Raw genomic sequence first — 15,703 nt, forward strand, 5'->3', positions numbered from 1 at the left:
AAAAGACTTTCTCGATAATCGGGGAAGTCTTTTTGCTTTTCTAAAGAACTCCCGTGCCACGTCCCACTGTCGATAACAACCCCGCCATCCTCACCATTGGCGATGTCGGGTTTGGTGGAAAAGGCGTCGCGCGTCACGAGGGCAAGGTCGTGTTCATTCCCTTCGTCCTCCCGGGCGAAGTCGTTCTCGCAAAAACCACTCGCGAACACAAAAGCTTTTCCGAGGCGAGTCTGGTTCGCATCTTGCAGCCATCGGAGCATCGCACCGAGCCGCCGTGTCCCTATTTCGGCACCTGCGGCGGCTGCTCCTACCAGCACGCCACGTATCCGCACCAACTCGAAATCAAGCAGCAGCAAGTCCGCGACACGCTGCGCCGCATCGGCAAACTCGACGCCGCCGTCGAGCCCACCGTCCCCTCGCCCACGCCGTTCGCCTACCGCAACCGCATCACCGTCCACGTGCAGGAAGGCGACATCGGTTTTTTTGCCTACGACGAACACAAAATTGTCTCCATCGAGCGCTGCCCCATCGCCAGCGAAGCCGTAAATGCCGAACTCACCGAGCTGCGCAAAAAACGTCCGCGCGACGGACATTACACGCTCCGCGAGCGCTCCGACGAACGCACTTTTCGCCAGACCAACGACACCGTGGCCGAGCTTCTCGCCAACGCCGTCGGCGACCACCTTCCCGCCCATGGACCGCTCCTGATCGACGCCTATTGCGGCTCCGGTTTCTTCCTGAAACGCTTCGTCGATCGTTTCGATCAAGCCATCGGCCTCGAATGGAGCCAATACGCCGTCGCCGCCGCCCAGAAAACCTGCGCCCCGCACGAGTCGTACCAGCTCGGCGACGTCGGCCTGCTCCTCGACGACACCCTCACCTGGGCCCCCGCCGGCACCACGCTCCTGCTCGATCCGCCCGCCGAGGGACTCGCCCCGCAAGTCACCCGCTCCATTCTCGCGCACCCGCCGCAGACGATTCTCTATATTAGCTGCAATCCCTCCACGCTCGCACGCGATTTGGGGAAACTGGCCGCCGCTTACACCGTCCGCCGCGTGCAGCCGTTCGACATGTTTCCGCAGACCGCCGAGATCGAAGTTCTCGCCATTCTCGAACTCCAGAATCCGATCTAACTCGAATGAAAACCCGACGCTTTGGCCGCACTGAGATTCAGATTCCCGTCCTCTCCTGTGGCGGGATGCGTTACCAGGAAAGCTGGAACGACCTCACGCCCGAGGACATTCCCACCGCCGGCCAGAACAACCTCGAAGCCACCATCCAGCGCGCACTCGAGTTAGGCATCAATCACATCGAGACCGCCCGGGGCTACGGCTCGAGCGAGATGCAACTCGGCTTCCTTTTGCCGCGGCTCGACCGGGAAAAACTCATCATCCAGACCAAGCTCGCACCGCAGGAAACGCGCGAGAAATTCATCGAAGCCTTCGAGCTTTCGCTGAAAAACCTGCAACTCGATTACGTCGATCTTTTCTCCATTCACGGCATTAACAACGCCGAGGTTCTCGCGCAAACTCTCGCCCCCGGCGGCGCTCTCGAGTGCGCCCAGCAATTTCAACGCGAAGGCCGCGTCCGGCACATCGGATTCTCCACTCACGGCACTTGCGCGGAGATCACCAAGGCACTCAAAACCGACGCGTTTTCCTACGTGAACCTGCACTGGTATTTCGTGAACGACCTCAACTGGCCCGCTATTCTCGAAGCCGAAAAACGCGACATCGGCGTCTTCATTATTTCGCCCAACGACAAAGGCGGGAAACTCTACGATCCACCGAAAAAGCTCGTCGATCTTTGCGCCCCGCTCACGCCAATGGCCTTTAACGACCTCTATTGCCTGTCCCGCCCTCAAGTTCACACCCTCAGCATCGGCGCGAGCAAACCGAGCGACTTCGACGCCCATATCGAGGCGCTCAAACATTACGATTCCAGAGCGGAAACCATCGCTCCGATAGAAATGCGACTCCGCTCAGAAATGAACCGCGTCCTCGGTGCCGACTGGACCGCCAACTGGTGGAAAAACATTCCCGAATACCACGAGTTGCCCGGCGAAATCAATGTCCTGGAAATCCTCCGCCTCTGGTCGCTGGCGAAGTCGCTCGACCTCGTGAGCTTCGGCAAAATGCGCTACAATTTGCTCGGAAACGCCGGCCACTGGTTCCCTGGAACGAACGCGAAAACCTTCGACGCGCACGCCCTCGCCCCGCTCCTCGCTGGCTCCGCCTTTGCAGATCGCATCCCGCAGATTCTGACCGAGGCTAACGACATTTTGCTCGGTGAGGAAGTCCAGCGCCTGAGCAAAAGCGACTAGTATTGGGGCAAAAAAAACTTGCCCGCTTTTGGCCCAGCAACGAGTCTCGCTGCATCGTTTGCAATCCGCAGATGCACCAACCACCAACCAGAAGGAAACTAAATATGAAATCCAGCACATGTGTTAGCAGTCAGGGAGTTTTGGGAAAAGGACAGCCGATTAGCGAAGGCATCATTAACGTCGGGCAACCGATCAGCGAGGGTGTTTTCGCCAAGGGACAGCCAATTAGCGAAGACATCGTTCCCCGGGGTGAGCCGATCATCCCCTTCAACGCCTGATCCGTAATAGCAGTCATTTGAAAAGCCCCAAGTGGTTTCCATCACTTGGGGCTTTTCGCTTTTTTTGAGATGCCTGTCTCCGTCCAAATACTGTTAGAAAAAAACCCGCGCGAAGTTCACCTCCATTTTCTGGGGATCTGCGGCATTGCGATGGGCCAGATGGCGATCGAACTCCAGCGGCTGGGATATCGCGTCACAGGTTCGGACGACCAAAGCGATCCGCCAATGTCGCTGATGTTAGCAGCGGCTGGAATCGACGTGGATTCCAGCGGTGAAAACAGGCGGAACTGCGACATGTTAGTCATCGGTCGCGGGCATTCTTTGGTGGACACGGGAGTTTCATTCGTATCACTGCCAGAGTTGGTTTCTGCGTTCACTCAACAAGCCGCGCAACGCGTCGCTGTCGCCGGAACCAAGGGAAAAACCACCACGACTTCGATGCTCACCTGGATGGCCCATTTCGCCGGCTTGCAACCCGACTATCTGATCGGCGGAGTGCCCGGAAATTTTCCATCCGGATTGCATTTGAATCGAAGTCCACTGGCGATTTTGGAGGGTGACGAATACGCCAGCTCGCCGACGGATCTAACACCGAAATTCGTCCACTACCGTCCGACCGCCGCAGTGCTCACTAACATTCATCCCGACCACCTGGAGCTGTATCCCGAGTTTGATAGTTATGAGGAACTTTTTGTGAGCATGTTAGCTAATCTCCCCAACAATGGGTTTGCCGTGGTTAGTGGTGATGCGAGTTCCAATTGTATCAAGGCCATTGCGGCGTCTTCCGCTCCTGTGACCACGGTTGGCTGGGAGGAAACTTCCACGTCCCGGCTCACCGATTATGCCGCTGATAATGATGGAACTCGATTCACTTTTTTAGGGCACGCGTTCCATCTTTCTCTCCTCGGCAAAGCCAACGTCCTCGACGCCGCGCTGGCCATCGCTGCCGCGCATCACTTGGGCATCGAACCAAAAATTTCCGCAAAGGCGCTGCGGGATTTTCTCCCGGTGCAGGAACGGCTCCAGCACGTTGGCACTCCCGGCGGCGTCCGGCTGTTTGTCGATAGCAATGTGCATCCCGCGTCGCTGCAAACGGCGGTCGAGGCGTTGCGCGAACGTCATCCGACGGGACGACTTCTTTGCCTTATCCAGCCGCAAACTCCCGGGCCGGGTGACGGCTATGTGCAGCGCACGCTCCCGCAGGCGCTGGAGCAGGCGAGTCACGTGTTAGTCGCGCCACCGGCGAACCAGCTGGAAGACTGCGATCCGCCGTTTTCCTGCGAACAACTCATTGCCGATCTAACCTCGCTCAACATCACGTCCGCTTATCGCGCCACGCGCAAGACGCTGGTCGCCTGGGTCGTGGAAAACATCCACGCCGGGGACACGATTTTGATTGCCGTGCACGCGCCCTCGCGAGCATTGCTCGTCCGCGAAATTACCGCTGCAATAGAACCATGATCGTCCTCATTACAAACACCACGCTCGCCAGCAACGGCGGCACGCAAACTGTCGTCGCGGAGATCGCGCGCCTGCTCCGTCAGCGAGGGCATCAGGTGATGCTGTATTCGTCGAAACTCGGTCATGTCGCCGACCTGCTGATCGAGGATAAATTTGCCGTGGTTAGCAACCTCCGCGACCTCCCATTCAAGCCCGACATCATTCACGGCCAGCATCATCTCGAGACCATGAGCGCGCTGATGGCCCTGCCGGAAACGCCCTGCGTTTACTACATTCACGGCGTCACCCCGTGGCAGGAACGCGTGCCGATTCACCCGCGCATCCTGGGTTACATCAACCTCTCGGAGATCAGCACATTTCGCTGCTCGGTGCAGAAATGCATCCCGCTGGAGCGATTTTACTCGCTGGGAAATCACATCAATTTCGGTCTTTTTCCCACACCGAAAACGCCACCGACCCGACTAGGGACCGCCGCGTATTGTCCACGCATCGCCGCCACTCCGGCCACACTGGAAAACGTTGAACGCCTCTGCCGTGAGCACGGGATCGAGCTGCATCACGAGACCGAGTGGAGTCGGGGAAGCATCGCCGATCCGCTGGCGGTTTACCAAGGATACGACCTCATTTTTGGCACGGGCCGCACCGCCTTGGAGGCGCTCGCCGTCGGCTGTGTGGTGAGCTCGACCGATCAGGAAAAACTCGGGCCGCTGATCACTCCGGCAAACATCGCTGAACGGCGCACGGTGAATTTCACGATGGCGCTTTGGGAGGAACAGACGCCCTACACGACACTCTCCGCGCAACTGGCCGCTTACGATCCCGCCGCCCAGCAGGAGGTGTATCACTACATCCGGCGCGAGGCGGATTTCGAAAAAGCGGCCGATGATCTGGTGCAAATCTACGAGAAAATCATCGCCGAATGGAAGACGATGGAGCGCCCCAGTTTCGTGGACGACATGACCGCTGCGAGCGATTATCTGCGCGCACTCACGCCGCTCTTTGCCGACCACGAGCGGGTCGAGAAAATGCGCCAGGCCCACGAGCGCATCCAGCGGCGCAACGAAGTTTTGGAGGCGCGCGTCGCCGACCTGAAACAGAAACATCAGACCGCGCTCGAAGTCCCGCCGAAGCCGATCCAGAAAATCATCGAACTCCTCCGCCGGTTCGCTGCGACGCATCCGATCCGGCGCGTTTTCATTGGAAAACTGCTCCGCCGCATCGAGGAATTGCTCCAGACGCCGCCCTAACTTCGGGCTTTAGCTTTCGAGCGAGAGTCGTATCATTCGCGCCCGTTCCATGTATCTCCAGTCCCTCGAAATCCAAGGCTTCAAGTCCTTCGCCAACCGCACCCTGATCGAGTTTCATCGTGGTGTGACGGCCATTGTCGGGCCGAATGGCTGCGGGAAATCGAACGTCCTCGACTCCATTCGCTGGGTGCTCGGCGAGCAGTCCGCCAAGGCTTTGCGCGGCGGCGAAATGGCCGACGTGATCTTCTCCGGCACCGATTCGCGGGCGGCGGTCGGCATGGCCGAGGTCTCGATGACGTTTGCCGAATGCGAGGCCGAGCTCGGGCTCGACTACCACGAGGTGCGGATCACGCGCCGGGTGTTTCGCGACGGACGCTCCGAATATCTCCTCAATAAAACGCCCTGCCGACTGCGCGACATCCATCTCCTTTTCATGGATACGGGCATCGGCCGCTCCGCCTATTCCATCATGGAACAGGGCAAGATCGACCAAATCCTCAGCTCCCGGCCCGAGGAACGCCGCGCCATTTTCGAGGAAGCGGCGGGCATCACGAAATACAAGTCGCAGAAGAAAGAAGCCCTGCGAAAACTGGAATTCACCGAGGCCAATCTCCTTCGCCTGACCGACGTGATGCGCGAAGTGAAGCGCCAGATCGGCAGCCTCCAGCGTCAGGCGGGCAAAGCGCGGCGCTACCAGTCTTTGCTCGGCGAGCTGCGCATTCTCGACACGCATCTTTCGCGGAAACGCCACGACGATCTTCAGAAGGAAATCCTCGAAATAGATTCCGCCCTAACTCAAATCACCGACAACCAGCAATCCACCGAGTCGCATGTGACTCAATTGGAAAACGGCCTGACCGCGAAAAAAATGGAGCTGGCCGAGATGGAAACGCGCATCGCCGACGCCCGGCAGCGTGTCCAGGATCTGAAAAACGACATCGCCAACGGTGAAAGTCGGATTGGTTTCAACCGCGAGCGGATCGTCGAGTTCGGCACGCTGGCCGAGCGGTATCAGACCGATCTCGCGGCGGGTGAGGAGAAATTGCTCACCCAAGAATCGCAGATTGCCGACACCGATCAGCAGCTCGAAGAAGCCTCTTCCCTCCTCACAACCGAGGAAGCTGCGCTCGCTTCGCACTCGGATGCGGTGACGAAACTCCGCGACAAACGCGTGGCCGCCGAGACCGCGCTGCGCCAGTCGGACACGACGCTTTCCCAATCCGAGGGACGCTCGAACGCACTTCGCACTGAGCTGGCGAATCTCACCGGGCAGCATCAGGGCACCGAGGCGCGCACGGCTGCGCTCACTCAGGAACTGACCACCGCCACGACTCGCCGCGACGAATTGGCGGGTCAGATCGCCACGGCGCGCGAGACGTTGCAGTCGGCTCAAACTCGACTCAGCGAGGCCCGCGAGCAGCAGCGTCAGCTTGAGGAACGTCTGAAAACCGCCCAGTCCGATCTCAGTCAGATGGAAAAAGAGCTCACTGCTGCCCAGCGAGCCGTCGCGGAAAATGATTCGCGCCTCAGCGTTTTGCGTCAGCTCAACGAGGAAGGCGCGGGACTTGGCGCAGGCACGCAGGCCGTCCTGAAAGGCCCGAACAAGGCCGCGATTTTGGGCTCGCTCGCCTCGCAGATTGAGACGGAACCCGAGTTCATCACCGCCATCGAGACGGCGCTCGGGGCGCAGTTGCAGACGATTCTGTTGAAGGAAAGCATGGTCGTTCCGCAGATTTTCGAGACGCTCGTGCAGAAGAAGCAAGGCCGCGCCGCCCTCGCTCCAGTCGAGTTGCAGTCCAATGGCGGCCACGAGCAGCACTTTTTGCCCGAGGGCGCATTGGCCTGGGCGCTCGACAAGGTGAAAGTGGACGCCCCGGCCCAGCCGCTCGTGCGCCAGCTTCTCGGAAAAACCCTCCTCGTCGCCGATCTCGACGCTGCACTCAAACTCCGCGCGTCGCATCCCGACCACACGTTTGCCGCGCTCGACGGGACGATTCTTTCCGCCGACGGCGTGATTCAGGGCGGGCAAACGTCCGACGCCGCGAACTCCGTTTTGGCCCGGAAAAATCAGATCACCGCGCTGCAAAAGACTCTCGAAGCGGCCCGCGAGACGCTGGCTGCGGCCGAAAAAAGACGGTCGAGTTCCAATGAAATGCTGGAAACATTGCGGACCGATTTGCAGTCGCGCCGCGACCTCGTGCAGGAAGCGCACCTGGCCGGTTCGTCGGCGCAAAGCCAGCTCGCCAATCTCGAACGCGACCTGCGCGACTCCGAAAACAAGGTTCGCACCCTCGAATGGGAGCGCGACAGCCTCGCCAAACGCGCCGCGACGGCGACCGCATCCATCGAGCAGACGACGCTGCAACTCGCGGAACTGGCGGCCCTGATTTCGAGTCATCAGGACAAGCGATCCGAGTTGCAATCGACTCTCGACCAGGCGCGCGATGAGGAAAATCGGCTCTCGGAAACCCTCAGCGAGGCCCGCATTCGCGTCGCCACGGAGCGTCAGCGGGCGGAGAATCTGCGGCGTCAGCGTCAGCCGATGGCGGCGCGTTTGACCGAGTTGCGCGAGCTGATTGCCCAGCGCAAGAACGACATTCAAGCCTATCGCGAACGGACGATTACCCTGGAAAAAGAGATCGAGGGCATCACGAGCCGCGTGGCGACGAGCCGGGACGGACTCGGTTCGGCGGAAAAGGTGGCGGGAGAGTTGCAGGAGGAACGAAAGGAACTCATCCGGGTCACGGGCGAGTCTGAGACGAGTCTGCGCGAGGCTCGGAAACGGTTGTTTCAGTTTCAGGAAGAGCGCGGGCAGAAAGAAATCCGCAAAACGCAGATCGGACTGAAACTCGAATCCATTTTCGAGCACATCCAGCGTCGGTATCAGATGGATTTGGCCAGTTTTACGCCCGACACGTATGGATTCAACGTCGCGGTGCGGGATTTGAAGGCGAGAGCCGCCTCTAAATCTGCCGTTTCCGACCATTCCAACCCTTCGGCGGAACCCGGAACGCATGTTTCCGACCTCGCCAACCCTTTGGCGGACTCCGGAACGTATGTATCCGACCTCGCCAACCCTTCGGCGGACCCCGGAACGTATGTATCCGACCCCGCCAACCCTTCGGCGAACCCCGGAACGCGTGTATCCGACCTTCCCAACCCTTTGGCGGACGCCGGAACATCTGCATTCGAAGGCCCCAATCCTTCGGCAGAGGCGAGCACAAGTGTCTCCAAGGCATCGGAAAATGGCGAAGATTGGGCCTTCGTCGAGCGCGCCGTGGCCGAGCTGACCGAACGCGTGGATGCGATCGGGCCGGTGAATCTGGAGGCAATCCAGGAGTTCGACGAACTGGAGGAACGCGGGAAGTTTTTGGACGAGCAGAACAACGATCTGGTGCGCTCGAAGGCCGAGTTGCTGGATGCCATCGCGAAGATCAATCACACGACGAAGCAGCTCTTTGCGGACACGTTTGAGCAGATTCGGGTGAATTTTCAGGAGATGTTTACGGAGCTTTTTGGGGGCGGAAAGGCGAATTTATTGCTCACCGACGACTCCGATCCGCTGGAAAGTGGCATCGAGATCGTGGCCAAGCCGCCGGGGAAACAGTTGAGTTCCATTACGCTCTTGAGCGGTGGCGAGAAGACGATGACGGCCGTGGCGCTGCTGTTCTCCATCTATATGGTGAAGCCGAGCCCGTTTTGCGTGCTGGATGAAATGGATGCGCCGTTGGATGAGTCGAATATCAATCGGTTTATCAAGATTCTGGACCGGTTTGTGGCGCAGAGTCAGTTTGTGGTGATTACTCACAACAAGCGGACCATCGCCAAAGCGGACGTGCTCTACGGCGTGACGATGGAGGAGCAGGGCGTGAGCAAATTGGTCGGGGTGAAACTGACGCGGCGCGAGGATTCGGTGGGGGGTCATGAGTTGGAAGGAGCGAATCCGCCGAGTATTGCGGAGAGTTTCGGGAAAAGCGGGAATCTGCATAGCGAGTCGCCGGGGTCCTAAGGGGCTGAGTGGGACGTGGTCTGGGGAGTTGAGGTGGAGCGGAAAGTCTTCCGGGAGCGCACGCGTCTCGCGTGTTCCCTTTTGCGTCTCGCGAAAGGGCTTTGACGTTCGTGGTCCTCTCACGGGGAAAGCTTTGAGGCGAGACACCTCAAAGAACACGCGAGACGCGTGCGCTCCCGGGGAATTACGCAGCCCCGCGCGGGGTGAAGACTCGCAATGCGCCGGGCAAGGTTTCCAGGGTCAAGGGCGTTTCTCCGAAGGCAACGCCATCGACGTGCGCGGGGACGGGGACGAGGGCGTTGATGGTGACGCGCCCGGCGGTGAAGGTCTCGATCTTCGACGAGTGACGACGTTTCCCCCGAAAGATGGAGTGGAAATGACGCAGCAATTCCCATTTCGTGAAGCGGCGAAAGAGCGAGATGGTGAATAATCCATCGGTGAGATTTGCCCCCGGCGAGACGGTGAAGCCGGCGCCGTAGAAGGGGCCGTTGGCCGCGACGACGAAGAGCGCGCGGTGGTGCAACGTGTGCGAGCGGCGTTCGCGGGTGGTGTATTTTCGGCGGGAGCCGGGAGCCAGCGCCTCGTCGATGGAGCGGTCGAAGGTGAGGTGAAATCTCGGGGCGCGGTAGTGGAATGCGGTGCGGAGAAATTGCAGCCAGCGGGTCCAGTGTCCGCCTTTGATCTCCTCGCCGAGAGGAAAAAGGGCGGCGTCGAGTCCGGCGCCAGCGGCCTCGAAGAAGACGCGGGAGTTGTTGGCGAGGCCGACGTCGATGCGAGTCGCATGGTTATCTAAAATGACGGCGCAGGCGGCGGCGAGGGCCGACGGAATCCGCAGGCTGCGGGCGATATTATTGAAAGTCCCACTCGGGATGATGCCTAGAATGACGTCGCTGTGGACGAGCTGGCGGGCGACTTCGCTAACGGTGCCATCGCCCCCGGAGACGAGAACGATGTCGAAGTGATCTGCGACAGCCCGGCGGGCGAAAGTGGCGGCGTCGTTTTCGCCATGGATCTCGGCGAGTTCCATTGTGAAGGGCGCGGTGGCGAGTGCGGCTCGAATGGCGTCGCTGTTCCCGGTGTCGGTATCGCCGGAATCTGGATTCGTGAGGAGGAGGGCACGCATGGCCGGGAATCTAGCGGCAGATTTATTTGTTAGAAAGCCGAGTCTGAGCGCTTGCTAGCTGTTTACAAAATGGGTAAGGATCATTGCATGAAAACACCGCTGAGATTTTCGAGGTTGGGAGCGTGCCTTTTCGCGGGGCTGATGACGTTGCACGCGACGGGCTGGAGTCAGGGGGCTCCCTCGCAACAAGACAAGGCCCAGACGCTGCTCCAGGAGGTGAAGAACCGGGAATTGGATCGTCAGCGCGCCGAGAAAATGAAGGAAGTGGAGCGGCTCAATGAGGATCTGGAGAAGGACAAACGCGAGGCGGAGGACCTCAAGCAAAGCGTGGTGACGATGGACAAGGCGGTGACGGATTCGCAAAACCGGCTGACGCAATTGATGAATCAGAAGAAGCAATTTGCCAAGATGATGGAGGTCGCGGGGCTGCAAATCGACGCGGAGACGTTGAAAGTGGAGGGCCTGAAGATGTTGAGCGACGCGCAGTCGAAGCAGGTCGTGGCGCTCGCCAAGCGGGTGGAGGAAAAGGAAGTCCGCGGCGCAATCGAGAAGGCGAAGATGATGCCAACGAAAAACACGGGCGAGGGCTCCAGTGCCGACTTCGACCGCAAGCTGGACCGGGCCGAACGTGCGACATCCACTGCTCGCGTCGATGCGCGTGAGGCGATGACCGCCGCCACGGCCAAGTTGCAGGCCGCCAGCGCCGCCGATGAAAAAGCCCGCGCCCGCGCTGCCGAACTGGGCATCCCGATTCGCGGCGAACCCGCCCCGACCCAGGAAAACGTGGAGCCTTTGCAGGAGGTCGATCCGATGAAAGAAGCCGATCCCGCTGCAGCAGCGGATCCCACGAAAGCCGCGCCGTCGCCCGGCGACACGGAGAATTATCCACGCGCCGTCCCGCTGCACCCGGAGAAGCTGCCGAAGACGCCGTAGGTTTTCCCAGCAATTTAGGTTTACAACTCGCGGGCCGGGTCTGGTAGGAATGGCGGAATGCCTGCTTCCCAGAAACCACTCGTCATCAGCGTTTGCGGCACGTTCCTCAAGCCGGAGATGCTCAGCGTGTATCGTCAGGTCACGGGTCTGACGCGCTGGCGGACGGAAGTGTGGTGCGAGGAGCGGATCCACGCGGAGCAGTTTCCCTTCGAGCCGCTGACGGTGATGAAAAAAAACAAGTTTCGGCCACGGGGAAATTTCCTGCGCCGGTTCTGGTTGAAGCACGTGCTGAAGAAGTGGAATCCAGTGCAAGTCCTGCCGCCGCCCGGCTGGCACAGCCACAATCTCGCTCCCTTGCTGGCGAAGGCGGGGCCGCAACTGCTGCACGTCTATTATGGACACAAGGCGGCAAAATTTCTCCCGATGATCCAGGCTTGGGGCGGGCCGCTGATCGTGTCGTTTCACGGCGTCGATGCCACGGATGCGGCCTACAAGGACGAATACGCGCACGCGCTGCCGGGTGTTTTTGCCACGGCGACGCTGGTGCTGGCGAGGAGCCAATCGTTGCTCGACCGCGTCCGCGAAATGGGGTGTCCGCCCGAAAAACTGCGGCTCAATCGGACTCCCATTCCATTGGAGGGAATCGTCCGCCGTGTGCGCACCGCGCCCGAAGATGGGAGTTGGATCGCACTGCAAGCCTGCCGGTTGATCGCGAAGAAAGGGCTGCTGACCGCCATCGAGGCGTTTGCGGTTTTCCAGAAGAAATATCCGCTCGCGCAGTTCTGGATCGCTGGCGAAGGGCCGCAACGAAAAGCACTGGAGGAGAAAATCCTTTCATTGGAGTTGCAGTCGAATGTGAAACTCCTGGGCTGGATTTCTTCCACCGAACTGTATCGCCGCATCGACAACGCACACCTTTTTCTCCATCCGAGCGAAATGACGGCCAGCGGAGATCGCGAGGGCGTTCCGAATGCGATGCTGGAGGCGATGGCCGCTGGTTTGCCGGTCGTTGCCACCAACCACGGAGGCATTCCCGAGGCCGTGACGCATGGGGAGGATGGATGGCTGGTCGCTGAGAAATCGCCGCAGGAACTCGCCGCCGCCTTGCTGGAAATCACAGGCGACTTCCATCGTTATCAGGCGTTCTCCCAAGCTGCGTTGACAAACATCGAGCGCACTTACGGCCTGCCGCAAAGTCTCGCCGCGTTGGAAAATTGCTACGACGAGGCGCTCGCCTCAGCGACTGGAAAAAAGACTTTGTGAAAAATTTCACAAACCTCGCAATTTAGACTTGTCAAAGCTACCAAGACGCGTTTTTATGTCGCCCTGCCAAGCGACTGTCGGCTCCCCTCCCCGGTTCGTTCTAACCGTCCTTTGGCTTTTTTGAACCCATGCTAGCTACTGCTTTCCCTCATTTATGTCACTGGAGCCGATCATTTGTCGGCTGGATGGTCGTTTGTGTGATTTTAAGTTTGGGAGGCATCGCCCAGGCTCAGGAGGCAGTCGAGTCACATAACAATCTCGAGCACGCCGTCGTCGCCGGTGAACCCGGAACTCCCGTCGAGCACGAGGAGGAAGGCGTCCCGCTGGCCGCACCGCATCTCGCGCAGGTCGGCCCATTTGTCATCACGAGTTCCATGGTTCTCTGCTGGGCGGTAGCTCTGGGCTTGATCATCACCGCCCAACTCGCGACTCGCAAAATCAAGGATGTTCCCTCGGGTTTACAGAATTTCTGGGAATGGCTCGTTGAAAGTCTCTACACGTTCCTCGAAGGCGTCATCGGGCATCATCTGGTCAAGAAAACGTTCTGGTTTTTCGCGACGATCTTCATCTTCATCCTCTTCACCAACTGGTTCGGCCTCATTCCCGGAGTCGGCACGGTCGGCTGGGGCACAAGCAATGGAACCTTGAGCCTGTCGCACATGAGCGAGCCGCTCCTGCGCGGGGTCAATGCCGACCTGAACATGACGTTCGCGATGTCGATCATCTTCTTCCTCTGCTGGATTGTCTGGGCCATTCAGGAGAACGGTCCCGGCGGATTTATCATGCACATTTTCGGTCCCAAGGGAAACACCACGGGCCTGCTGAAGGTGCTCATGGTCGTGGTTTTTATGATCGTCGGCGTGCTGGAAGTCGTCTCGATTTTGTTCCGACCGATTTCGCTGAGCTTCCGTCTGTTTGGCAACATTTACGCCGGTGAAAACATGCTGGAGGCCATGTCGAATCTGATCCAGCACCCGATTTGGCTGCGGAATATCACCTCGCCGCTGATTCCGATTCCCTTCTACTTCATGGAATTGCTCGTCGGCATCGTGCAGGCGCTGGTGTTCATGCTTTTGACCGCCGTTTTCACCCTCCTGATCTGTCAGCACGAAGAGAAAGCCGACGGACACCACTAACCAATTTAAAACAATTTCGCCGGGCGGATCGTGCAAAGTCAGCGACGGACGGCGGATCAAACAACAACACAACATATGACACCAATACTCGCAGAAATGAGCGGTAGCATTCACATCGGTCTGGCAGCGCTCGGCGCCGCTCTCGGCGTGGGTCTTATCGGTATGAAGGCCGCAGAGGCAGTCGGTCGCAACCCCGGAGCTGCCACGCAGATCCTGGTGCAGGCGATCTTGAGCACGGCGTTCGCGGAAGGCATTGTCTTCTTCGCGATCTACCTCGCCAAAGGTCAGTAATTCACAGGCGCGGAGTTCCTTAAAAAACAGCTCCGCGCCTGTCCTTTTCCCAACACTTTTCAAATATGACTTCCCATTTCTTTCTGGCCCAAGCCAATGGCGGCATGCTCGATTCCGCCAAGGACACCGCCCATGCCTTCGGCTTCGAGTGGCATCTGTTTCTCTCGCAATGCATTAGCTTCGCGATCGTTGCGATTCTACTTCAGAAGTTTGCCTACAAACCGATCCTCAACATTCTCGAGGAACGCCGCCAGCGCATCGCCGAAGGCCTCGCCAATGCCGACAAGATCAAGGCGCAACTCGCCGAGTCGGAAGTGCGTTATCAGCAGATTCTTTCCAAGGCCAACAGCGAGGCCCAGCGCGTGATCGACGAAGCCCTCGCGATCGCCGGTTCCGCTGGTGAAAAAGAGCGCCAGAAGGCTATCTCCGAAGCCGAGCAAATCATTGCCAAGGCTCGCGAAGCCACCTCTCTCGAACACAGCCAGATGCTGAGCCAGCTCAAGCGCGAACTCGGCCGCCTCGTCATCGACACCACTTCGAAGGTCACCGGCAAAGTTCTCACCGCAGAAGACCAGCAGCGCCTGACCGAGGAAAGCACTCGCAGCGTCAGCGTTATCTAACTCCCATGAAGCTGTCCAAAGATTCCCGCAAAACCTCCAAGCAGCTTTTTCAGGCCAGCTTCGTCGATGGACGGCTGGATTCCCAGCGGCTGCTGCAGGCGACGGCTTTGGTCATCGAACGTAAACCCCGCAATTACACGGGCATCCTCAAGGAAATCCAGCGCCAAGTCCGGCTCGAAACGGCCAAAAGCCACGTCGTGATCGACAGCGCGCTGAATCTTTCCACCCAGGAACTGGACCGGGTGTTGGGCGATCTCCGGGCCAAATACGGCAACGATCTGACCAGCGAACTCCACATTAAACCCGAACTCATCGGCGGTCTGCGCATTCAGATTGGCAGTGATGTTTACGACGGCAGCGTGAGCGGACGCCTCGCCCATCTCGAAAAAACCCTCGCCGCCTGATTTCTATTTAACTCCCACCTTTTTTACTCATGAGCACCATCCTGCAAGAACTCGAATCCCAAATCTCCGGCCTCTCCACCACGGCCATGAAATCCAACGTCGGCGTCGTCCGCGAAGCTGGTGACGGCGTCGCCAAAATCGAAGGCCTGAGCGACGTCATGCTCAATGAGCTAATCGAATTTCCCGGCGGCCTCTACGGCCTGGCGCTCAACTTGGAAGAAACCGAAGTCGGCTGCGTTTTGCTCGGCGATTTCACCGAGGTCAAGGAAGGCACCGAAGTCAAAACGACCGGTCGCCTGCTCTCTGTTCCTGTCGGCAAAGGCCTGCTCGGCCGCGTCGTCAACACCCTCGGTCAGCCGATTGACGGCAAGGGACCCATCGTTTCCGACACGACGTATCCCGTCGAAAAAATTGCTCCCGGCATCATCAAGCGCAAATCCGTCAGTCAGCCTGTGCAGACCGGCATCATGGCCATCGACGCGATGATTCCGATTGGCCGCGGCCAGCGCGAATTGATCATCGGCGACCGCGCCACCGGCAAGACGACGGTCGCTATTGACACCATTCTCAACCAAGCCCAGATCAACAAGGCCAACATCGGCAACCCCGATTTCC

The 15,703-nt window shown here is 59.1% G+C and carries 14 protein-coding genes; 13 read left to right on the plus strand and 1 reads right to left on the minus strand.

The features are described from left to right. Positions 1-53: 53 nt before the first annotated feature. The 6 genes from ABIT76_10260 to smc all read left to right on the plus strand — a co-directional run bounded on the left by ABIT76_10260 (position 54) and on the right by smc (position 9,318). Positions 54-1,133 (plus strand): class I SAM-dependent RNA methyltransferase, encoded by a 1,080-nt coding sequence (locus ABIT76_10260; protein ID MEO7933529.1) that lies wholly within the window; start codon positions 54-56, stop codon positions 1,131-1,133. A gap of 5 nt (positions 1,134-1,138) precedes the next feature. Continuing rightward, positions 1,139-2,323, plus strand: a complete 1,185-nt coding sequence (locus tag ABIT76_10265) for an aldo/keto reductase (protein MEO7933530.1) — start codon at positions 1,139-1,141, stop codon at positions 2,321-2,323. A 104-nt stretch (positions 2,324-2,427) separates the two neighbouring features. After that, positions 2,428-2,601, plus strand: a complete 174-nt coding sequence (locus ABIT76_10270) for a hypothetical protein (GenBank protein MEO7933531.1) — start codon at positions 2,428-2,430, stop codon at positions 2,599-2,601. A gap of 69 nt (positions 2,602-2,670) precedes the next feature. Beyond that, entirely contained in the window at positions 2,671-4,062 is a 1,392-nt protein-coding gene (locus ABIT76_10275; GenBank protein ID MEO7933532.1) for a Mur ligase family protein, read from the plus strand. Further along, entirely contained in the window at positions 4,059-5,309 is a 1,251-nt protein-coding gene (locus ABIT76_10280; protein MEO7933533.1) for a glycosyltransferase family 4 protein, read from the plus strand. The genes ABIT76_10275 and ABIT76_10280 overlap by 4 nt, the downstream gene beginning before the upstream one ends. A 49-nt stretch (positions 5,310-5,358) precedes the next feature. Continuing rightward, positions 5,359-9,318 (plus strand): chromosome segregation protein SMC, encoded by a 3,960-nt coding sequence (gene smc, locus ABIT76_10285; protein ID MEO7933534.1) that lies wholly within the window; start codon positions 5,359-5,361, stop codon positions 9,316-9,318. A 184-nt stretch (positions 9,319-9,502) separates the two neighbouring features. Here smc and ABIT76_10290 read toward each other — a convergent pair whose 3' ends face one another. Next, positions 9,503-10,441: a diacylglycerol kinase family protein gene (locus ABIT76_10290; GenBank protein MEO7933535.1), complete on the minus strand. Its 939-nt coding sequence runs from the start codon at positions 10,439-10,441 to the stop codon at positions 9,503-9,505. A gap of 87 nt (positions 10,442-10,528) precedes the next feature. On the opposite strand from ABIT76_10290, the gene ABIT76_10295 reads away from it, so the two are divergent. From ABIT76_10295 to ABIT76_10325, 7 genes are all read left to right on the plus strand, one after another. After that, on the plus strand, positions 10,529-11,374 hold the full coding sequence (locus tag ABIT76_10295) for a hypothetical protein (GenBank protein ID MEO7933536.1): 846 nt from the start codon (positions 10,529-10,531) through the stop codon (positions 11,372-11,374). Positions 11,375-11,431: 57 nt separating this feature from the next. After that, positions 11,432-12,637 (plus strand): glycosyltransferase, encoded by a 1,206-nt coding sequence (locus ABIT76_10300; protein MEO7933537.1) that lies wholly within the window; start codon positions 11,432-11,434, stop codon positions 12,635-12,637. A gap of 128 nt (positions 12,638-12,765) precedes the next feature. After that, a complete protein-coding gene (gene atpB / locus ABIT76_10305) occupies positions 12,766-13,773 on the plus strand; it encodes a F0F1 ATP synthase subunit A (GenBank protein MEO7933538.1) in 1,008 nt (335 codons plus the stop codon). A 96-nt stretch (positions 13,774-13,869) separates the two neighbouring features. Beyond that, entirely contained in the window at positions 13,870-14,064 is a 195-nt protein-coding gene (locus ABIT76_10310; GenBank protein ID MEO7933539.1) for an ATPase, read from the plus strand. A gap of 65 nt (positions 14,065-14,129) precedes the next feature. Continuing rightward, entirely contained in the window at positions 14,130-14,684 is a 555-nt protein-coding gene (gene atpF / locus ABIT76_10315) for a F0F1 ATP synthase subunit B (GenBank protein MEO7933540.1), read from the plus strand. 5 nt (positions 14,685-14,689) lie between these two features. After that, positions 14,690-15,088 carry a F0F1 ATP synthase subunit delta gene (locus ABIT76_10320; GenBank protein ID MEO7933541.1) on the plus strand — a complete coding sequence of 133 codons (399 nt, stop codon included), beginning with the start codon at positions 14,690-14,692 and terminating at the stop codon, positions 15,086-15,088. Between the two features lie 29 nt (positions 15,089-15,117). Beyond that, positions 15,118-15,703: F0F1 ATP synthase subunit alpha (locus ABIT76_10325; protein ID MEO7933542.1), on the plus strand; the 586-nt coding region annotated here is incomplete at its 3' end.

This window comes from Chthoniobacterales bacterium (assembly GCA_039930045.1).
Lineage (GTDB): Bacteria > Verrucomicrobiota > Verrucomicrobiia > Chthoniobacterales > DASVRZ01 > DASVRZ01.

Bases quoted from the DNA above. Each gene is read 5' to 3' on its own strand.
- atpF (MEO7933540.1), top strand. From the start codon at position 14,130: ATGACTTCCCATTTCTTTCTGGCCCAAGCCAATGGCGGCATGCTCGAT.
- ABIT76_10270 (MEO7933531.1), top strand. From the start codon at position 2,428: ATGAAATCCAGCACATGTGTTAGCAGTCAGGGAGTTTTGGGAAAAGGA.
- ABIT76_10275 (MEO7933532.1), top strand. From the start codon at position 2,671: ATGCCTGTCTCCGTCCAAATACTGTTAGAAAAAAACCCGCGCGAAGTT.
- ABIT76_10295 (MEO7933536.1), top strand. From the start codon at position 10,529: ATGAAAACACCGCTGAGATTTTCGAGGTTGGGAGCGTGCCTTTTCGCG.
- ABIT76_10280 (MEO7933533.1), top strand. From the start codon at position 4,059: ATGATCGTCCTCATTACAAACACCACGCTCGCCAGCAACGGCGGCACG.
- ABIT76_10310 (MEO7933539.1), top strand. From the start codon at position 13,870: ATGAGCGGTAGCATTCACATCGGTCTGGCAGCGCTCGGCGCCGCTCTC.
- atpB (MEO7933538.1), top strand. From the start codon at position 12,766: ATGCTAGCTACTGCTTTCCCTCATTTATGTCACTGGAGCCGATCATTT.
- ABIT76_10290 (MEO7933535.1), bottom strand. From the start codon at position 10,441: ATGCGTGCCCTCCTCCTCACGAATCCAGATTCCGGCGATACCGACACC.
- ABIT76_10265 (MEO7933530.1), top strand. From the start codon at position 1,139: ATGAAAACCCGACGCTTTGGCCGCACTGAGATTCAGATTCCCGTCCTC.
- ABIT76_10300 (MEO7933537.1), top strand. From the start codon at position 11,432: ATGCCTGCTTCCCAGAAACCACTCGTCATCAGCGTTTGCGGCACGTTC.
- ABIT76_10320 (MEO7933541.1), top strand. From the start codon at position 14,690: ATGAAGCTGTCCAAAGATTCCCGCAAAACCTCCAAGCAGCTTTTTCAG.
- smc (MEO7933534.1), top strand. From the start codon at position 5,359: ATGTATCTCCAGTCCCTCGAAATCCAAGGCTTCAAGTCCTTCGCCAAC.